We start from the raw sequence: 18,260 nt of genomic DNA, 5'->3' as shown, positions 1-18,260 counted from the left end.
CCCGGAGCGCAGCGTAGGGCCGTATGCTGGAGCGAGCGGTTTTGGTTCCTTTTGCCAAGAACAAAAGGGACCCGCCGTAAGGGCGGAAGGGGCCAGCAGCGGCGCCCCAGCGAATGGATAAGCTCGCAGAAAATGATAATCGCCCTCTCTGTCACACAACTGTATTGTCGACTATTCTGCAATCTGTCCCAGTACACTTCGCAACTGTTACGGTATTCTGGGCCGAAACAGCCGTACAAAAACAACTACATTGCCTGCGTGTCGAGAACTGATCATGACCAACCTGTTGCTCTACCAGCGCATCGCCCAGCAACTGGCCGAAGATATTCGCCGCGGTGTGTACCAGCCAGGTGAGCGGGTGCCGTCGGTGCGCAAGATGAGCTCGCAGCTCAATGTCAGCCATGCCACGGTGCTGCAGGCCTATGCCAACCTCGAGGACCAGGGCCTGATCCGCGCACGGCCGCAGTCCGGTTATTACGTGCACCAGACGCCGGCGCTGACCGCGCAAACCCCGGACATCGCCCGGGTCGAGCGCCCGGGCCTGGTTACGCGCAGCAGCATCATCCAGCAGGTATTGACCGAAGCCCGGCGCGACGGGGTGTTCCCCTTTGGCGCGGCGGTACCGCATGTCGACTATTTACCGGTGCGGGCGCTGCACCAGCAGTTGGCCAAGGTCACCCGATTTCATAGCCCGCGGGCTTTCAGCTATATGTTCAGCCCGGGCTTCGAGCCACTGCGCCGGCAGATCGCCATTCGCATGCGCGATGCCGGCGTGGTGGTCGACCCCAGCGAAGTGGTGGTCACCCATGGCTGCGTCGACGCCCTGCAGATGTCGCTACGGGTATTGACCCGGCCGGGCGACCTGATCGCCGCTGAATCGCCAACCTACTACGGCTTACTGCAACTGGCCGACCTGCTCGGCCTGAAAGTCATCGAAATTCCCAGTGATCCGTCTACCGGCATCAGCCTCGAAGCGTTGCAGTTGGCGGCCAACCAGTGGTCGATCAAGGCCCTGGTGTTGACCGCGCGCCTGAGCAATCCGCTGGGCGGCACTATTCCGGAAGATCGCCAGAAGCAGCTGTTGCGCCTGGCGTCGGACTTCGACATCCAGATCATTGAAGATGATATCTATGGCGAGTTGATGTTCGAGCAAGGCAAGACCAAGGCGCTCAAGGCCTTCGACCGGCTAAGCCGGGTGATCTATTGCTCGAGCTTTTCCAAGACCTTGTCGCCGGGTGTGCGCATCGGCTGGATGATCGCCGGCAAGTACCAGGCGGAAATCCAGCGCTTGCAGACCTTCACTACCCACTCGGCCTGCAGCGTGACCCAAATGGGAGTGGCGTCCTACCTGGAGAACGGAGGTTACGACCGGCATCTGCGTTTCATCCGTCAGGAGTACCGGAAAAATCTCAGTGCCTATCAACTGGCCGTGCAGCAGCACTTCCCCGAAGGCACACAGATGACCCGGCCCACCGGTGGTTTCATCCTCTGGGTGAGCCTGCCGGGGCGGGTCAATACCCAGGAGTTGCATGTGCGCGCGCTGCAACAGGGCATCAGTATCGCTCCGGGGCTGATCTTCAGTAATACCGAGCAGTTCAACCACTGCATCCGCCTGAACTGCGGCATCCCATGGAACCGTGAAGCGGAGCGGGCGGTGATGACCCTGGGGATGCTCGCCAGCCAGTTGTGCCAGGAATCGGCCTCGGGCGCGTTTTTCTAGACTTGCCAGTCGCGTCGGGAACGGGGAGCATAAGCATTTTTAGGGATAATCGTCGGTGCCTATGAAAGCGTTGCGTTGTATCGGGTTGTCCCTGTGTTTGCTCGGTGGCTTGGCCTGCACCTGGGCAGCAGTGGCCGAAACCGCGCCGGCCGGCAAAGCCTCCGCAACGAAAAGCACCACGCCTGTCGCCAAGCCAAAGCAGGCAAAAACACCGCCGGTGCGTAAAAAAGCCACTGCCAAGGCCACCCAGCGCAGCGCGCGCAAAAGTGCCAAGGCGGCACCAAAGCCGTTGCCCAAAACCAAGCTCGACTTAAGCCTGCCCTCTGGCCTGGTCAAGGAAATGAAGCCCGACACCCAGGAACAAGCGCCGCTGCCCAAGCCATTGCTGCCCTATCTGTTTGGCGAAAAGCCGCCGTCTGACAGTCCGTTCCAGCTCAATGGCCGGCTGATCAGCAACGAAATGCAGCTGCAACTGCGCAATGAAAGCCGCAAGGATGTCGAAGGCGCGGCGATCGAGTTCGAGTTCAAGCAGTAGGGCAGAACTGACTGTTCGGTCATCACTTTCAGGCTGATATTTCATCCTGCGAGCAATTTCAAACACCTGTTTAAGCGGTTACTATCCGGGTTCATTCATCATTTGTTACTCCGAGGATTCTGTTGTCATGAATTGCCGTGAAGGTTGTGGCGCCTGCTGCATTGCGCCCTCCATCAGCTCGCCGATACCGGGGATGCCCAAGGGCAAGCCCGCCGGTGAGCGCTGCCTGCACTTGTCGGTTGCCAACCTCTGTGGCTTGTTCGGCAAGCCCGAGCGCCCGCCGGTGTGTGGTGGTTTCAAGGCAGAGGCCGAGGTCTGCGGCAACGACCGCGACGAGGCGATCAGGATCCTGGGGTGGCTTGAGCAAATGACGGCAGCTTGAAACGCGGATCTTCGACAATAAGGAACAAAAGCATGGGATCGTTTAAGCACATGGCACTGGTGTTGGGTCTGGGAGCGGCGCTGGTGCCGCTGGCGCATGCCGAGAATTGGAAGCAAGCCAAGGACGAAGAGGGGATCAAGATCGAGCTAAGCGAGGTTGCCGGATCCGATTACAAAGCCTATCGCGGCGTAACCTTCATCAAGGCGCCGCTGGCCAAGGTCAAGGCCTTGCAGGAAGACGTTGCCGGGGCCTGCGCCTGGATTCATGAGTGCAAGTCGCAAAAGCTGCTGAAAACCGAAGGTGACCAGAGCTGGACCTACACCCAGTTCAATACCCCGTGGCCGGTTACTGCGCGTGATTCGGTCATGCATGTCACCACTACCGTCGCGGCCGATGGCAGCCTGACCCGCAAGCTTCAAGGCGTACCCACCTACCTGCCGGAAGAGAAGGGCTTTGTGCGGGTGGCCAAGGTCGAGGGTTTCTGGAAGCTGCAGCCAAAAGACGGTGGCACCGAGGTGACTTACCAGGTACACACCGAGCCGGGCGGCAGCGTGCCGTCGATGGTGGCGAACAAGTTTGTGGTCGATGCGCCGTTCAATACTTTGAAAGCGTTGAAAGAGCGGGCCGAGAAGCCGTAAGTACAGTTGGTGTAATTGGCGGGCTTGCGTCAACTGTTGGGGAATCGCGGGGCAAGCCCGCTCCCACAGGGGGCGTGAGCCGCGATGAGAGCGCAAAAAAAAGGCTGCCCGAGGGCAGCCTTTTTCGTGTTCGGCCCGAAGGGCTTACTTGCGGTCTTCCAGCTTGACGATGTCGCGCGACTCGTAGCCGGTGTACAGCTGGCGAGGGCGGCCGATCTTGTAAGGGCTGGAGAGCATTTCTTTCCAGTGCGAAATCCAGCCGACGGTCCGCGCCAGGGCGAAGATCACGGTGAACATGCTGGTTGGAATGCCGATCGCCTTGAGGATGATCCCCGAGTAGAAGTCGACGTTCGGGTATAGCGAGCGCTCGATGAAGTAAGGATCGGTGAGGGCGATCTCTTCCAGGCGCATGGCCAGTTCCAGCTGCGGGTCGTTCTTGATGCCCAGCTCGCGCAGGACTTCGTCGCAGGTCTGTTTCATCACGGTGGCGCGCGGGTCGCGGTTTTTGTAAACGCGGTGACCGAAGCCCATCAGCTTGAACGGATCGTTCTTGTCCTTGGCCTTGGCGATGAACGTGTCGATGTTCGAGACATCGCCGATTTCATCGAGCATGGTCAGTACCGCTTCGTTGGCGCCGCCGTGGGCAGGGCCCCACAGTGCAGCGATGCCGGCAGCGATACAGGCGAACGGGTTGGCACCCGAAGAGCCGGCCAGACGGACGGTGGAGGTCGATGCGTTCTGCTCGTGGTCGGCGTGGAGGATGAAGATCCGGTCCATTGCCTTGGCCAGTACCGGGCTGATCGGTTTGATCTCGCACGGGGTGTTGAACATCATGTGCAGGAAGTTTTCCGCGTACGACAGGTCGTTGCGCGGGTACATCATGGGCTGGCCCATGGAGTACTTGTACACCATCGCTGCCAGGGTCGGCATCTTGGCGACCAGGCGGACCGCGGAGATTTCGCGGTGCTGCGGGTTATTGATGTCCAGCGAGTCATGGTAGAACGCCGACAGGGCGCCAACCACGCCGCACATGACGGCCATCGGGTGGGCGTCGCGACGGAAGCCGTTGAAGAAGGACTTCAACTGCTCGTGAACCATGGTGTGGTTCTTCACGGTGCTGACGAACTGGGCCTTCTGCTCGGCATTCGGCAGTTCGCCGTTGAGCAGCAGGTAGCAAGTCTCGAGGTAGTCGGATTTTTCGGCCAGTTGCTCGATCGGATAGCCGCGGTGCAGCAGGATACCCTTGTCGCCGTCGATATAAGTGATCTTCGACTCGCAGGATGCGGTCGCCATGAAACCAGGGTCGAAAGTGAAGTGACCCGTGGCCCCCAACCCTCTAACGTCGATAACATCGGGACCAACGGTGCCGGTTAAAATGGGCAGCTCGACGGGGGCTGCGCCCTCGATGACCAACTGCGCTTTTTTGTCAGCCATGTGGCCTCCTATTAATGCTTGAAATCATCAGACAGACCCCCCACGCAGGGCCCGCACCACTATAGTGAGATAAATTCGAATGTCAATTTGCCTAAAGCACGGTTGTAAAGGGCTTTGGGCGCTGTTTTTCCTCGAAATTACCGCCCGTTTACGCCTTTTGTTCGCTAAAGGCAATGCGCTATTTGGGCTAGGTGTCTGCGTTGTCATTAGTAGCCTAACTGTCTATAATCGGCCCCCGACCGCCAGGGGCTTGCAAGCCCGTGTTGCTGGGGTCGTCACTCCCTGGGTGGTGGGTACCTGACCAGTACACTTACCAACAACTTTGCCCTGCTTGCTAGGGGCTCTTCAGTGTGAAAAAAGCCGTGAAAAGCCAACGACCTGTAAACCTAGACCTAAGGACCATCAAACTCCCCATTACCGGCGTTACGTCATTTCTTCACCGTGTTTCCGGCATCATCCTCTTCCTGGGCCTTGGCTTCATGCTTTATGCATTGGGCAAATCCCTGGGTTCGGAGGAAGGTTTCGCCGAGGTGAAGGCATGCTTGACCAGTCCGCTGGCCAAGTTCGTGGCATGGGGCCTCCTGTCCGCCTTGCTGTATCACTTGGTAGCCGGTGTGCGCCACTTGATCATGGACATGGGCATCGGTGAAACGCTGGAAGGCGGCCGACTGGGCTCGAAAATTATCATCGCCGTTTCCGTGGTGGTGATTGTGCTGGCAGGAGTTTGGATATGGTAACCAACGTCACGAACCTCTCGCGTTCGGGCCTCTATGACTGGATGGCGCAGCGCGTTTCTGCGGTCGTTCTCGCGGCTTATTTCATTTTCCTGATCGGATACCTGGTCGCGCACCCGGGCATCGAGTTTGCCCAGTGGCACGCTCTGTTCTCCAACAACGCGATGCGTATTTTCAGTCTGCTGGCCCTTGTGGCCCTGGGCGCTCACGCCTGGGTCGGCATGTGGACCATTGCCACCGACTACCTGACGCCGATGGCGCTGGGCAAGTCGGCGACTGCCGTACGTTTCCTGTTCCAGGCGGTATGTGGTGTCGCGATGTTCGCGTACTTCGTCTGGGGTGTGCAGATTCTCTGGGGTATCTGATTCATGGCTAACATTCCTACGATTTCATTCGACGCCATCATCATTGGTGGCGGCGGTGCCGGCATGCGCGCTGCGCTGCAGCTGGCCCAGGGCGGTCACAAGACTGCCGTGATCACCAAGGTCTTCCCGACCCGTTCGCACACTGTATCGGCCCAGGGTGGCATCACCTGTGCCATCGCTTCGGCCGACCCGAACGATGACTGGCGCTGGCACATGTACGATACCGTCAAGGGTTCCGACTACATCGGTGACCAGGACGCTATCGAATACATGTGTCAGGAAGGTCCTGCTGCCGTGTTCGAACTGGACCACATGGGTCTGCCGTTCTCGCGTACCGAGCAAGGCCGTATCTACCAGCGCCCGTTCGGCGGTCAGTCCAAGGACTTCGGTAAAGGTGGCCAGGCCGCCCGTACCTGCGCCGCCTCCGACCGTACCGGTCACGCGCTGCTGCACACCCTGTACCAGGGCAACCTGAAAGCAGGCACCACCTTCCTCAACGAGTACTACGCCGTTGACCTGGTGAAGAACCAGGAAGGTGCGTTCGTCGGTGTGATCGCCATCTGCATCGAAACCGGCGAAACCCTGTACATCAAAGCCAAGGCTACCGTTCTGGCCACTGGCGGTGCAGGCCGTATCTACTCCTCCACCACCAACGCCCTGATCAATACCGGTGACGGTATCGGCATGGCCCTGCGTGCAGGCGTTCCGGTGCAGGACATCGAGATGTGGCAGTTCCACCCGACCGGCATCGCCGGCGCTGGTGTACTGGTCACTGAAGGTTGCCGCGGTGAAGGCGGTTACCTGATCAACAAGCACGGCGAGCGTTTCATGGAACGTTATGCGCCTAACGCCAAAGACCTCGCCGGTCGTGACGTTGTGGCCCGTTCCATGGTTAAAGAAATCATCGCCGGCAACGGCTGTGGCCCTAACGGCGACCACGTGATGCTCAAGCTTGACCACCTGGGTGAAGAAGTACTGCACAGCCGCCTGCCAGGCATCTGCGAGCTGTCCAAGACCTTCGCTCACGTTGACCCTGTGGTCGCGCCGGTTCCTGTTGTGCCAACCTGCCACTACATGATGGGCGGCGTTGCCACCAACATCCATGGCCAGGCCATGACCCAGGACGCCGATGGCGTCGACCACATCATCCCGGGCCTGTTCGCGGTCGGTGAAGTGGCGTGCGTATCGGTTCACGGTGCCAACCGCCTGGGCGGCAACTCGCTGCTCGACCTGGTAGTCTTCGGTCGCGCTGCCGGCCTGCACCTGGAAAAAGCGCTGAGCGACGGTATCGAATACCTCGACGCCAGCGACACCGACATCGATGTTGCCCTGAGCCGCCTGAACAAGCTCAACGAGCGCAACACCGGCGAAGACGTGGCTACCCTGCGTCGCGAGCTGCAAAGCTGCATGCAGAACTACTTCGGTGTATTCCGTACCGGCGAATACATGCAGAAGGGTATCGAGCAACTGGCTGGCCTGCGCGAGCGCATCGCCAATGTCAAGATCAACGACAAGTCCCAGGCCTTCAACACCGCGCGTATCGAAGCGCTGGAGCTGCAGAACCTGCTGGAAGTCGCCGAGGCCACTGCAATCGCTGCAGAAGTCCGTAAAGAGTCCCGCGGCGCTCACGCCCGTGAAGACTACGAAGACCGTGACGACGAAAACTGGCTGTGCCACACCCTGTACTTCCCGGGTGAGAAGCGCGTCGCCAAGCGCGCCGTCAACTTCGCGCCGAAAACCGTTCCGGCGTTCGAGCCTAAAGTCCGGACTTACTAAGGGTGGCCACAATGTTGCAAGTCGAAGTTTATCGTTACAACCCCGATACCGACTCGGCACCCAAGATGCAGGTGTTCCAGGTCGATACCGGCGGCAAGGACCTGATGGTTCTCGATGTCTTGGCACTGATCAAGGAACAGGACGAAGGTTTCTCGTATCGTCGTTCCTGCCGTGAAGGTGTTTGCGGTTCCGATGGCATGAACATCAACGGCAAGAACGGCCTGGCCTGCATCACGCCGCTGTCGGCCGTGGTCAAGCGCAACAAGCTGATTGTTCGCCCTTTGCCTGGATTGCCGGTCATTCGTGACCTGGTCGTCGATATGAGCATCTTCTACAAGCAGTACGAGAAGGTGAAGCCATTCCTGCAGAACGACACGCCGGCTCCGGCCATCGAGCGCCTGCAGTCGCCGGAAGAACGTGAAAAGCTGGACGGCCTGTACGAGTGCATCCTGTGCGCTTGCTGCTCGACTTCCTGCCCGTCGTTCTGGTGGAACCCGGACAAGTTCCTCGGTCCAGCTGCACTGCTGCAGGCCTATCGTTTCCTGGCCGACAGCCGTGACACCAAGACCCAGGAGCGTCTGGCTTCGCTGGATGACCCGTTCAGCGTGTTCCGTTGCCGCGGCATCATGAACTGCGTAAACGTTTGCCCTAAAGGTCTGAACCCGACCAAGGCCATCGGTCACGTACGTAACATGCTGCTGCAAAGCGGTACCTGATTTTAAAAGTGTTGTACCCGTAGTACGCCAAGGTGCGGGCCCTTGCCCGCACCAAGGTGAAACCCGAGCTAGGGCCCACAAAGCCCAAGCTTTTACCTATGAAGATATGAGACCAGCAGGGGCTTCCGGGCTGGTACCCGGAAAATCTGTAGGATCCTTGGTGGCTTGGTTGGGTCGCTGCATTAGGACTTTTCCAGGCGTGCTGTGGCTCTTGCCGATCCGTCCCCTAACCGAGGGTGACCAAGCATGCAAGAAAGCGTGATGCAGCGCATGTGGGATAGCGCCCACCTTTCAGGTGGTAACGCTGCATATGTGGAAGAGCTCTACGAGCTTTACCTGCACGACCCTAACGCTGTGCCAGAAGAGTGGCGCACTTACTTCCAGAAGTTGCCCGCCGAAGGCAGCACCGCTACCGATGTATCGCACTCTACAATCCGCGACCATTTCGTACTGCTGGCAAAGAACCAGCGCCGCGCCCAACCGGTTTCCGCCGGGAGCGTGAGCAGTGAACACGAGAAGAAGCAGGTTGAAGTTCTGCGACTGATCCAGGCCTACCGTATGCGCGGCCACCAAGCCGCTAAGCTCGACCCCCTGGGGTTGTGGCAGCGCCCTGCGCCAGTAGACCTGTCGATCAATCATTACGGCTTGACCAATGCCGATCTTGATACGACCTTCCGTGCCGGCGACCTGTTCATCGGCAAAGAGGAAGCGAGCCTACGCGAAATCTTCGACGCTTTGCAGCAGACATATTGCCGCACCATTGGCGCCGAATTCACCCACATCGTCGACTCCGAGCAGCGCAGCTGGTTCCAGCAGCGTCTGGAGAGCGTGCGTGGGCGTCCAGTCTTCTCTGCGGATATTCAGAGCCACCTGCTCGAGCGCGTCACCGCCGCCGAGGGTCTGGAAAAATACCTGGGTACCAAATACCCGGGCACCAAGCGTTTCGGCCTGGAAGGCGGCGAGAGCCTGATTCCGATGCTGGACGAGCTGATTCAGCGCTCCGGTTCCTACGGCACCAAGGAAGTTGTCATCGGCATGGCCCACCGTGGTCGTCTGAACGTCCTGGTCAACACCTTCGGCAAGAACCCGCGCGACCTGTTCGACGAGTTCGAAGGCAAGAAGAAGGTCGAACTGGGTTCCGGTGACGTGAAATACCACCAGGGCTTCTCGTCCAACGTGATGACTGCCGGTGGCGAAGTTCACCTGGCCATGGCGTTCAACCCTTCGCACCTGGAGATCGTCTCGCCAGTGGTTGAAGGTTCGGTACGTGCCCGTCAGGACCGTCGCAACGACACCGTTGGCGACAAGGTACTGCCGATTTCCATCCACGGTGACGCGGCATTCGCCGGTCAAGGCGTGGTCATGGAAACCTTCCAGATGTCGCAGACCCGCGGTTTCAAGACCGGCGGTACCGTGCACATCGTGATCAACAACCAGGTTGGTTTCACCATCAGCAACCCGCTGGACTCGCGTTCCACCGAGTACGCCACCGACGTCGCCAAGATGATTCAGGCGCCGATCCTGCACGTCAACGGTGATGATCCGGAAGCAGTGCTGTTCGTGACCCAGCTGGCCGTCGATTACCGCATGCAGTTCAAGCGTGACGTGGTCATCGACCTGGTCTGCTACCGTCGTCGCGGCCACAACGAGGCCGACGAGCCGAACGGCACCCAGCCGCTGATGTACCAGCAGATCGCCAAGCAGCGCACCACCCGCGAGCTGTACGCCGACGTCCTGACCCAGGCGGGTCGCCTTGACGCCGAACGCGTCCAGGCCAAGGTCGACGAGTACCGCAACGCGCTGGACAACGGCCTGCACGTAGTGAAAAGCCTGGTCAAAGAGCCGAACAAAGAGCTGTTCGTCGACTGGCGTCCGTACCTGGGCCACGCCTGGACCGCGCGTCACGACACCCGCTTCGATCTGAAGACCCTGCAGGAGCTGTCGGCCAAGCTGCTGGAGCTGCCGGAAGGCTTCGTGGTTCAGCGTCAGGTTTCGAAGATCTACGAAGATCGCCAGAAGATGCAGGCCGGTGGCTTGCCGATCAACTGGGGCTACGCCGAAACCATGGCCTACGCCACCCTCGCGTTCGAAGGTCACCCGATTCGCATGACCGGGCAGGATATTGGTCGCGGCACCTTCTCGCACCGCCACGCGGTGTTGCACAACCAGAAGGACGCCAGCACCTACATCCCGCTGCAGAACCTCTTTGAAGGCCAGCCACGTTTCGACCTGTACGATTCGTTCCTGTCCGAAGAAGCGGTCCTGGCGTTCGAATACGGCTACTCGACCACCCAGCCGAATGCGCTGGTGATCTGGGAAGCCCAGTTCGGCGACTTCGCCAACGGTGCCCAGGTGGTTGTCGACCAGTTCATCACCAGCGGCGAGCACAAGTGGGGCCGTCTGTGCGGTCTGACCATGCTGCTGCCACACGGTTATGAAGGGCAGGGGCCTGAGCACTCCTCGGCACGTCTGGAGCGTTACCTGCAGCTGTGCGCCGAGCACAACGTCCAGGTTTGCGTACCGACCACGCCGGCTCAGATCTACCACCTGCTGCGTCGTCAGGTCATCCGTCCGCTGCGCAAGCCGCTGATCGTGCTGACGCCAAAGTCGCTGCTGCGCCACAAGCTGGCCATCTCGACCCTGGAAGAACTGGCCGAAGGCTCGTTCCAGACCGTGATCCCGGAAATCGATACCCTCGATCCGAAGAACGTCACGCGCCTGGTCCTGTGCAGCGGCAAGGTCTACTACGATCTGCTGGAAAAACGCCGTGCCGAAGGCCGCGAAGATATCGCCATCGTGCGTATCGAGCAGCTGTATCCGTTCCCTGAAGACGACCTGGTCGAAATCCTCGCGCCGTACACCAATCTCAAGGATGTGGTGTGGTGCCAGGAAGAGCCGATGAACCAGGGCGCCTGGTACAGCAGCCAACACCACATGCGTCGTATCCTGACCCGTCACAACAAGGACCTGGTCCTCGAGTACGCCGGTCGCGATGCTTCGGCAGCACCTGCTTGTGGTTACGCTTCGATGCACGCCGAGCAGCAGGAAAAACTGCTGCAAGATGCCTTCACCGTTTAATGCCATCGCGCACCAGAAACCGAATTTAAGGAACCACTGATAATGGCTATCGAGATCAAAGCCCCTACTTTCCCGGAATCGGTTGCCGATGGCACCGTTGCCACCTGGCACAAGCAACCGGGCGAAGCCGTCAAGCGTGACGAGCTGATCGTCGACATCGAAACCGACAAGGTTGTCCTGGAAGTACTGGCTACCGCTGACGGCGTACTGGGTGCAATCGTCAAGGGCGAGGGCGAGACCGTCCTGTCCGACGAAGTCCTGGGTTCGATCGAAGAAGGTGGTGTTGCTGCCGCTGCGCCTGCCGCTGCTGCCGCGCCTGCCGCCGCCGCTGCTCCTGCTGCCGCTGCTGCCGGCGACGAAGACGCCATCGGCGCTCCGGCTGCTCGCAAGCTGGCCGAAGAAAACGGCATCGCCCTGAACAGCATCAAGGGCACCGGCAAAGACGGTCGCATCACCAAGGAAGACGTGGTTGCTGCCATCGAAGCGAAGAAATCCGCTCCGGCTGCCGCACCTGCCGCCAAGCCAGCCGCTGCCGCTGCTGCCCCGGTCGTCGCCACTGGCGATCGCACCGAGAAGCGTGTACCGATGACTCGCGTACGTGCCACCGTTGCCAAGCGCCTGGTAGAAGCACAGTCGAACATGGCCATGCTGACCACCTTCAACGAAGTCGACATGACTGAAGTCATGGCCCTGCGTTCGAAGTACAAGGACCTGTTCGAGAAGACCCACAACGGCGTACGCCTGGGCTTCATGTCGTTCTTCGTCAAGGCTGCCACCGAAGCGCTGAAACGCTTCCCGGCCGTCAACGCCTCGATCGACGGTTCCGACATCGTCTACCACGGTTATGCGGACATCGGCGTTGCCGTTTCCAGCGACCGCGGCCTGGTGGTACCGGTACTGCGTAACGCCGAGCAGATGAGCCTGGCTGAAATCGAGAACGGCATCGCCACCTTCGGCAAGAAAGCCCGTGACGGCAAACTGTCGATCGACGAAATGACCGGCGGTACCTTCACCATCACCAACGGTGGTACCTTTGGTTCGATGATGTCGACCCCGATCGTCAACCCGCCGCAGGCTGCGATCCTGGGCATGCACAACATCATCCAGCGTCCTATGGCCGTTAACGGTCAGGTCGTGATCCGTCCGATGATGTACCTGGCACTGTCCTACGACCACCGTCTGATCGACGGTAAAGAAGCCGTGACCTTCCTGGTGACCATCAAAAACTTGCTGGAAGACCCGGCTCGTCTGCTGCTGGATATCTGATTGAGCAGCTGCAAGCTGCAAGCTTCAAGCGGCAAGCCTGAACGGTTTGCGCTTGAGCTTGTGGCTTGCAGCTTATCGCTTGCAGCTTTAAAGAGGATTTTCTGAATGTCGCAAAAATTTGATGTGGTAGTGATTGGCGCAGGTCCTGGCGGCTACGTAGCTGCCATCAAGGCTGCGCAACTCGGTCTGAGCACTGCCTGTATCGAGAAGTACACTGACGGCGAAGGCAAGCTGGCCCTCGGCGGTACCTGCCTGAACGTGGGTTGCATTCCTTCCAAGGCCCTGCTGGACAGCTCCTGGAAGTACAAGGAAGCCAAAGAGAGCTTCAACGTCCACGGTATCTCCACTGGTGAAGTGAAGATGGACGTCGCCGCGATGGTTGGCCGCAAGGCTGGCATCGTCAAAAACCTGACCGGCGGTGTTGCCACCCTGTTCAAGGCCAACGGCGTAACCTCGATCCAGGGCCACGGCAAGCTGCTGGCTGGCAAGAAAGTCGAAGTCACCAAGGCTGACGGCACTACCGAAATCATCGAAGCCGAGAACGTCATCCTGGCTTCCGGTTCGCGTCCGATCGACATTCCACCGGCTCCGGTCGACCAGAACGTCATCGTCGACTCCACCGGCGCCCTGGAATTCCAAACCGTACCCAAGCGCCTGGGCGTGATCGGTGCTGGCGTGATCGGTCTGGAGCTGGGTTCGGTCTGGGCTCGCCTGGGCGCAGAAGTCACCGTCCTGGAAGCCCTGGACACCTTCCTGATGGCCGCTGACGCCGCCGTCTCCAAGGAAGCGCTGAAAACCCTGACCAAGCAAGGCCTGGACATCAAGCTGGGCGCTCGCGTGACCGGCTCGAAGGTCAACGGCGCTGAAGTCGAAGTGACCTACACCGACGCCAACGGCGAGCAGAAGATCACCTTCGACAAGCTGATCGTTGCGGTCGGCCGTCGTCCGGTGACCACCGACCTGCTGGCTGCCGACAGCGGCGTGACCATCGACGAGCGTGGTTTCATCTTCGTCGACGATCACTGCGCGACCAGCGTACCGGGCGTTTACGCCATCGGTGACGTGGTTCGTGGCATGATGCTGGCGCACAAGGCCTCGGAAGAGGGCATCATGGTTGTCGAGCGCATCAAGGGCCACAAAGCCCAGATGAACTACGACCTGATCCCGTCGGTTATCTACACCCACCCGGAAATCGCATGGGTCGGTAAAACCGAACAGACCTTGAAGGCCGAAGGCGTTGAGGTTAACGTGGGCACCTTCCCGTTCGCGGCCAGCGGCCGTGCGATGGCTGCCAACGACACCGGTGGTTTCGTCAAGGTCATCGCCGATGCCAAGACCGACCGCGTCCTGGGTGTACACGTGATTGGCCCATCGGCTGCCGAACTGGTGCAGCAGGGTGCAATCGCTATGGAATTCGGCACCAGCGCCGAAGACCTGGGCATGATGGTTTTCTCCCATCCGACCCTGTCCGAAGCGCTGCATGAAGCCGCGCTGGCTGTAAATGGCGGTGCCATTCACGTTGCCAACCGTAAGAAGCGTTAAACAATAAGAAACCACGGCGGGTGGCCCGTCGTGAGTCTTGCGTGCATGACTCACCGCGGAAAGTCCGCCGGACTCGAACTCCCGGAGCATACCGGGGGCAAGTGGTCACAGGTGGCGCGGCACTCCCATGGAGCGCAGCGCCGAAGCGCAGTACCTAACGAAGACGGTAAAAAGCATGAATCTTCACGAGTATCAGGGTAAGCAGCTGTTCGCTGAATACGGCCTGCCAGTTTCCAAGGGTTTCGCAGTCGACACCCCTGAAGCTGCCGCAGAAGCCTGCGACAAGATCGGTGGCACCGAGTGGGTTGTCAAAGCCCAGGTCCACGCCGGTGGTCGCGGTAAAGCGGGCGGCGTCAAGCTGGTTCGCAGCAAGGAAGACGCCAAGGCGTTCGCTGCGCAATGGTTGGGCAAGCGTCTGGTAACCTACCAGACCGACGCCAACGGTCAGCCAGTGACCAAGATCCTGGTCGAATCCTGCACTGACATCGCCAAAGAGCTGTACCTGGGCGCTGTAGTCGACCGTTCGAGCCGTCGTATCGTGTTCATGGCCTCCACCGAAGGTGGCGTGGACATCGAGAAAGTCGCTCACGAGACTCCTGAGAAGATCATCAAGGCTACTATCGATCCACTGGTTGGCGCTCAGCCATTCCAGGGTCGTGAACTGGCGTTCCAGCTGGGTCTGGAAGGCAAGCAAGTTGCTCAGTTCGCCAAGATTTTCGTAGGCCTGGCCAAGCTGTTCAAAGAACACGACCTGGCCCTGCTGGAAGTAAACCCGCTGGTCATCAAGGCCGACGGCGACCTGCACTGCCTCGATGCCAAGATCAACATCGACGCTAACGCCATGTACCGTCAGCCTAAGCTGAAAACCTTCCACGACCCGTCGCAGGACGATCCTCGTGAAGCCCACGCTGCCAGCTTCGAGCTGAACTACGTGGCCCTGGAAGGCAACATCGGCTGCATGGTCAACGGTGCCGGCCTGGCCATGGGTACCATGGACATCGTCAACCTGCACGGCGGCAAGCCAGCCAACTTCCTCGACGTAGGTGGTGGTGCTACCAAAGAGCGCGTTACCGAAGCCTTCAAGATCATCCTGTCCGACAGCAATGTCGCGGCCGTTCTGGTCAACATCTTCGGCGGCATCGTTCGCTGCGACATGATTGCCGAAGGCATCATTGGCGCTGTGAAAGAAGTCGGCGTCAAGGTGCCGGTTGTTGTTCGCCTCGAAGGCAACAACGCTGAACTGGGTGCTAAAGTACTGGCAGAAAGCGGTTTGAACATCATTGCTGCAACCAGCCTGACCGACGCTGCTCAACAAGTTGTCAAAGCTGCGGAGGGCAAGTAATGAGCGTCCTGATCAATAAAGACACCAAAGTCATCTGCCAGGGCTTCACCGGCTCGCAAGGTACTTTCCACTCCGAGCAAGCCATCGCCTACGGCACCAAGATGGTCGGCGGCGTGACGCCAGGCAAGGGTGGCACCACCCACCTGGGCCTGCCAGTGTTCAACACTGTGAAAGAAGCAGTAGAAGCTACCGGCGCTGACGCGTCGGTCATCTACGTTCCGGCTCCTTTCTGCAAGGACTCGATCCTGGAAGCTGCCTTCGGCGGCATCAAGCTGATCGTGTGCATTACCGAAGGCATTCCTACCCTGGACATGCTCGATGCCAAGGTCAAGTGCGACGAACTGGGTGTTACCCTGATCGGCCCTAACTGCCCAGGCGTCATCACTCCGGGCGAGTGCAAGATCGGCATCATGCCAGGTCACATCCACTTGCCAGGCAAGGTCGGTATCGTTTCGCGTTCCGGCACCCTGACCTACGAAGCGGTCAAGCAGACCACTGACGCCGGTTTCGGTCAGTCCACCTGCGTCGGTATCGGTGGCGACCCGATCCCGGGCTCCAACTTCATCGACATCCTGAAGCTGTTCCAGGAAGACCCGAAGACCGAAGCGATCGTCATGATCGGCGAGATCGGCGGTTCGGCTGAAGAAGAAGCAGCTGCCTACATCAAAGCCAACGTCACCAAGCCTGTGGTTTCCTACATCGCTGGTGTTACCGCTCCTGCGGGCAAGCGTATGGGCCACGCTGGCGCCATCATCTCCGGCGGCAAAGGCACTGCAGACGAGAAATTCGCTGCGCTGCAGGACGCTGGTGTGAAAACCGTGCGTTCGCTGGCAGACATCGGCAAGGCCCTGGCCGAGCTGACTGGCTGGGAAGTGAAGAAGTAATCACTGCCCGCTAAACAAGAAAGGCCACCTTCGGGTGGCCTTTTTTGTTTACCAGGCAGCAGCGGCAAGCGGCAAGCTTCAAGCTCCAAGAGGGTTTTGCGGCAAGCTTGCGGCTTGTAACTTGCCGCTTGAGGCTGTCGCGCAAGCGACACGCATATTCACACATCGGACAAGCAGCCCTGCAGCAGTGCGTTTCTGTGACAAATTCGTTAACCTATGCACTCATTTTGTGCCCGCTCCCCAAAAGGGAACGACACGCTAAACGGGTCTGGCTCATCCAGCCAGGCAGCATTTCCCTCACCCAAGGGGAAATCCCTCTCTAAATCCCGATTTCAGCAGTGTGGTATTTCCTTAATGAAAGTTTTAAAAGGCCAGGATATCCTGGCACTTGGTTTTATGACGTTCGCTTTGTTCGTCGGCGCGGGCAATATCATTTTCCCACCTATCGTCGGTCTGCAATCCGGTCCACACGTGTGGATGGCGGCGCTGGGTTTCCTGATCACTGCTGTGGGCCTGCCGGTCATCACCGTTGTCGCCCTGGCCAAGGTCGGCGGCGGCATGGATGCCCTGAGCAGCCCGATCGGCAAAGTCGCCGGCGGCCTGCTGGCGGCAGTGTGCTACCTGTCGGTAGGCCCGCTGTTCGCGACCCCGCGTACCGCCACCGTATCCTTCGAGGTGGGTGTTGCGCCGCTGACCGGTGAAAGCCCGCTGGCCCTGTTCATCTACAGCCTGGTGTACTTCCTGGTGGTGCTGGCGGTTTCCATGTACCCGGGCAAGTTGCTCGACACCGTCGGCCGCTTCCTCGCGCCACTGAAGATCATCGCCCTGGCCGCGCTCGGCATCGCCGCGTTCATGCTGCCCGCCGGTGGTATCGGTGAAGCGCAGCCGGCCTACGTCGCCGCACCGTTCTCCCAGGGCTTCATCAATGGTTACCTGACCATGGATACCCTCGGCGCGCTGGTGTTCGGTATCGTCATCGTCAATGCCATCCGTTCGCGCGGTGTCGAATCGCCGCGGTTGATCACCCGCTACGCGATCATCGCCGGCCTGATCGCCGGCGTCGGCCTGGCCCTGGTGTACATCAGCCTGTTCCGCCTGGGTGCCGGCAGCCATGAAATCGCCGCCGGTGCCAGCAACGGCGCAGCGGTACTGCATGCCTATGTACAGCACACCTTCGGCTCGCTGGGCAGCGGCTTCCTGGCCGTGCTGATCGCCCTGGCCTGCCTGGTGACCGCAGTTGGCCTGACCTGCGCCTGTGCCGAGTACTTCAGCCAGGTACTGCCGCTGTCGTACCGCACCCTGGTGGTGATCCTTGCCGGCTTCTCGCTGCTGATCTCCAACCTCGGCCTGACCAAGCTGATCATGTTCTCGATCCCGGTGCTGACGGCCATTTACCCGCCGTGCATCGTGGTCGTGGGCCTGAGCTTCTGCAAAGAACTGTGGAATTCCGAGGTGCGCATCCTGGCGCCGGTGATGCTGGTGTCGCTGCTGTTCGGCATGATCGATGCGATCAAGGGCACCGCCCTGGCCAGCGAACTGCCGGAAATCCTCGCCCACCTGCCGCTGAGCGAGCAGGGCCTGGCCTGGTTGGTGCCTTCGGTAGTTGCCCTGGGCGTTGCGGTAGTGTGTGACCGCATGCTCGGCAAGCCACGCGAAGTGCTGGCCTGAGAATTGGCCTTATGACGGACACCGGCCACAAGCCAACAGGGTGACCGTCACGGCAGATTCCGAGCCCCGCGTCCGCAAGGATGCGGGGCTTTTTTGTTTCTGCATGGCAGACGTGTCTTTTTCTGCGGCAAAGCGTCGAAAGCCGGTCAATGGGCTTTACTGTGCTCGAAACTTCAATCA

The 18,260-nt window shown here is 59.8% G+C and carries 15 protein-coding genes; 14 read left to right on the top strand and 1 reads right to left on the bottom strand.

The features are described 5' to 3' along the window. Window positions 1-274 precede the first annotated feature (274 nt). The 4 genes from ABIE20_RS19645 to ABIE20_RS19630 all read left to right on the top strand — a co-directional run bounded on the left by ABIE20_RS19645 (window position 275) and on the right by ABIE20_RS19630 (window position 3,275). The gene (locus tag ABIE20_RS19645; RefSeq protein ID WP_401292733.1) at window positions 275-1,720 is read left to right on the top strand and encodes a PLP-dependent aminotransferase family protein; all 1,446 of its coding nucleotides are present in this window, start codon (window positions 275-277) and stop codon (window positions 1,718-1,720) included. A gap of 61 nt (window positions 1,721-1,781) precedes the next feature. After that, window positions 1,782-2,255: a translation initiation factor 2 gene (locus ABIE20_RS19640; protein ID WP_429506692.1), complete on the top strand. Its 474-nt coding sequence runs from the start codon at window positions 1,782-1,784 to the stop codon at window positions 2,253-2,255. 127 nt (window positions 2,256-2,382) lie between these two features. Further along, entirely contained in the window at window positions 2,383-2,637 is a 255-nt protein-coding gene (locus ABIE20_RS19635; RefSeq protein WP_429506691.1) for a YkgJ family cysteine cluster protein, read from the top strand. Between the two features lie 32 nt (window positions 2,638-2,669). Further along, window positions 2,670-3,275, top strand: coding sequence for an START domain-containing protein (locus ABIE20_RS19630; RefSeq protein ID WP_429506690.1), 606 nt, complete (start codon window positions 2,670-2,672; stop codon window positions 3,273-3,275). A 144-nt stretch (window positions 3,276-3,419) separates the two neighbouring features. Here the strand turns inward: ABIE20_RS19630 and gltA are convergent, their stop codons facing one another. Beyond that, window positions 3,420-4,709, bottom strand: coding sequence for a citrate synthase (gene gltA / locus ABIE20_RS19625; RefSeq protein WP_258610163.1), 1,290 nt, complete (start codon window positions 4,707-4,709; stop codon window positions 3,420-3,422). A 350-nt stretch (window positions 4,710-5,059) separates the two neighbouring features. Between gltA and sdhC the strand changes: the two genes are divergently transcribed. The 10 genes from sdhC (at window position 5,060) to brnQ (ending at window position 18,080) form a co-directional block, all read left to right on the top strand. Beyond that, the gene (gene sdhC, locus ABIE20_RS19620; RefSeq protein ID WP_174242293.1) at window positions 5,060-5,446 is read left to right on the top strand and encodes a succinate dehydrogenase, cytochrome b556 subunit; all 387 of its coding nucleotides are present in this window, start codon (window positions 5,060-5,062) and stop codon (window positions 5,444-5,446) included. Continuing rightward, the gene (gene sdhD, locus ABIE20_RS19615) at window positions 5,440-5,808 is read left to right on the top strand and encodes a succinate dehydrogenase, hydrophobic membrane anchor protein (RefSeq protein ID WP_028945358.1); all 369 of its coding nucleotides are present in this window, start codon (window positions 5,440-5,442) and stop codon (window positions 5,806-5,808) included. Before sdhC ends, sdhD begins: the two co-directional genes overlap by 7 nt. Window positions 5,809-5,811: 3 nt before the next feature. Further along, on the top strand, window positions 5,812-7,584 hold the full coding sequence (gene sdhA, locus ABIE20_RS19610; protein WP_429506688.1) for a succinate dehydrogenase flavoprotein subunit: 1,773 nt from the start codon (window positions 5,812-5,814) through the stop codon (window positions 7,582-7,584). A gap of 11 nt (window positions 7,585-7,595) precedes the next feature. Next, window positions 7,596-8,300: a succinate dehydrogenase iron-sulfur subunit gene (locus tag ABIE20_RS19605; protein ID WP_010224678.1), complete on the top strand. Its 705-nt coding sequence runs from the start codon at window positions 7,596-7,598 to the stop codon at window positions 8,298-8,300. A gap of 246 nt (window positions 8,301-8,546) precedes the next feature. Continuing rightward, window positions 8,547-11,378, top strand: coding sequence for a 2-oxoglutarate dehydrogenase E1 component (locus tag ABIE20_RS19600; RefSeq protein WP_429506686.1), 2,832 nt, complete (start codon window positions 8,547-8,549; stop codon window positions 11,376-11,378). 42 nt (window positions 11,379-11,420) lie between these two features. Further along, a complete protein-coding gene (odhB, locus tag ABIE20_RS19595; RefSeq protein ID WP_429506685.1) occupies window positions 11,421-12,644 on the top strand; it encodes a 2-oxoglutarate dehydrogenase complex dihydrolipoyllysine-residue succinyltransferase in 1,224 nt (407 codons plus the stop codon). Window positions 12,645-12,749: 105 nt separating this feature from the next. Further along, on the top strand, window positions 12,750-14,186 hold the full coding sequence (gene lpdA / locus ABIE20_RS19590) for a dihydrolipoyl dehydrogenase (protein WP_038996215.1): 1,437 nt from the start codon (window positions 12,750-12,752) through the stop codon (window positions 14,184-14,186). 175 nt (window positions 14,187-14,361) lie between these two features. Next, window positions 14,362-15,528, top strand: coding sequence for an ADP-forming succinate--CoA ligase subunit beta (sucC, locus tag ABIE20_RS19585; protein ID WP_010224674.1), 1,167 nt, complete (start codon window positions 14,362-14,364; stop codon window positions 15,526-15,528). Next, window positions 15,528-16,412 carry a succinate--CoA ligase subunit alpha gene (sucD, locus tag ABIE20_RS19580; protein WP_004376004.1) on the top strand — a complete coding sequence of 295 codons (885 nt, stop codon included), beginning with the start codon at window positions 15,528-15,530 and terminating at the stop codon, window positions 16,410-16,412. Before sucC ends, sucD begins: the two co-directional genes overlap by 1 nt. Window positions 16,413-16,766: 354 nt before the next feature. Further along, on the top strand, window positions 16,767-18,080 hold the full coding sequence (brnQ, locus tag ABIE20_RS19575) for a branched-chain amino acid transport system II carrier protein (protein WP_045202210.1): 1,314 nt from the start codon (window positions 16,767-16,769) through the stop codon (window positions 18,078-18,080). Window positions 18,081-18,260 lie beyond the last annotated feature (180 nt).

The sequence above is a fragment of the Pseudomonas sp. 2835 genome (assembly GCF_050435905.1).
Classification (GTDB): domain Bacteria; phylum Pseudomonadota; class Gammaproteobacteria; order Pseudomonadales; family Pseudomonadaceae; genus Aquipseudomonas.
This window is presented reverse-complemented; position numbering and strand designations above follow the sequence as displayed.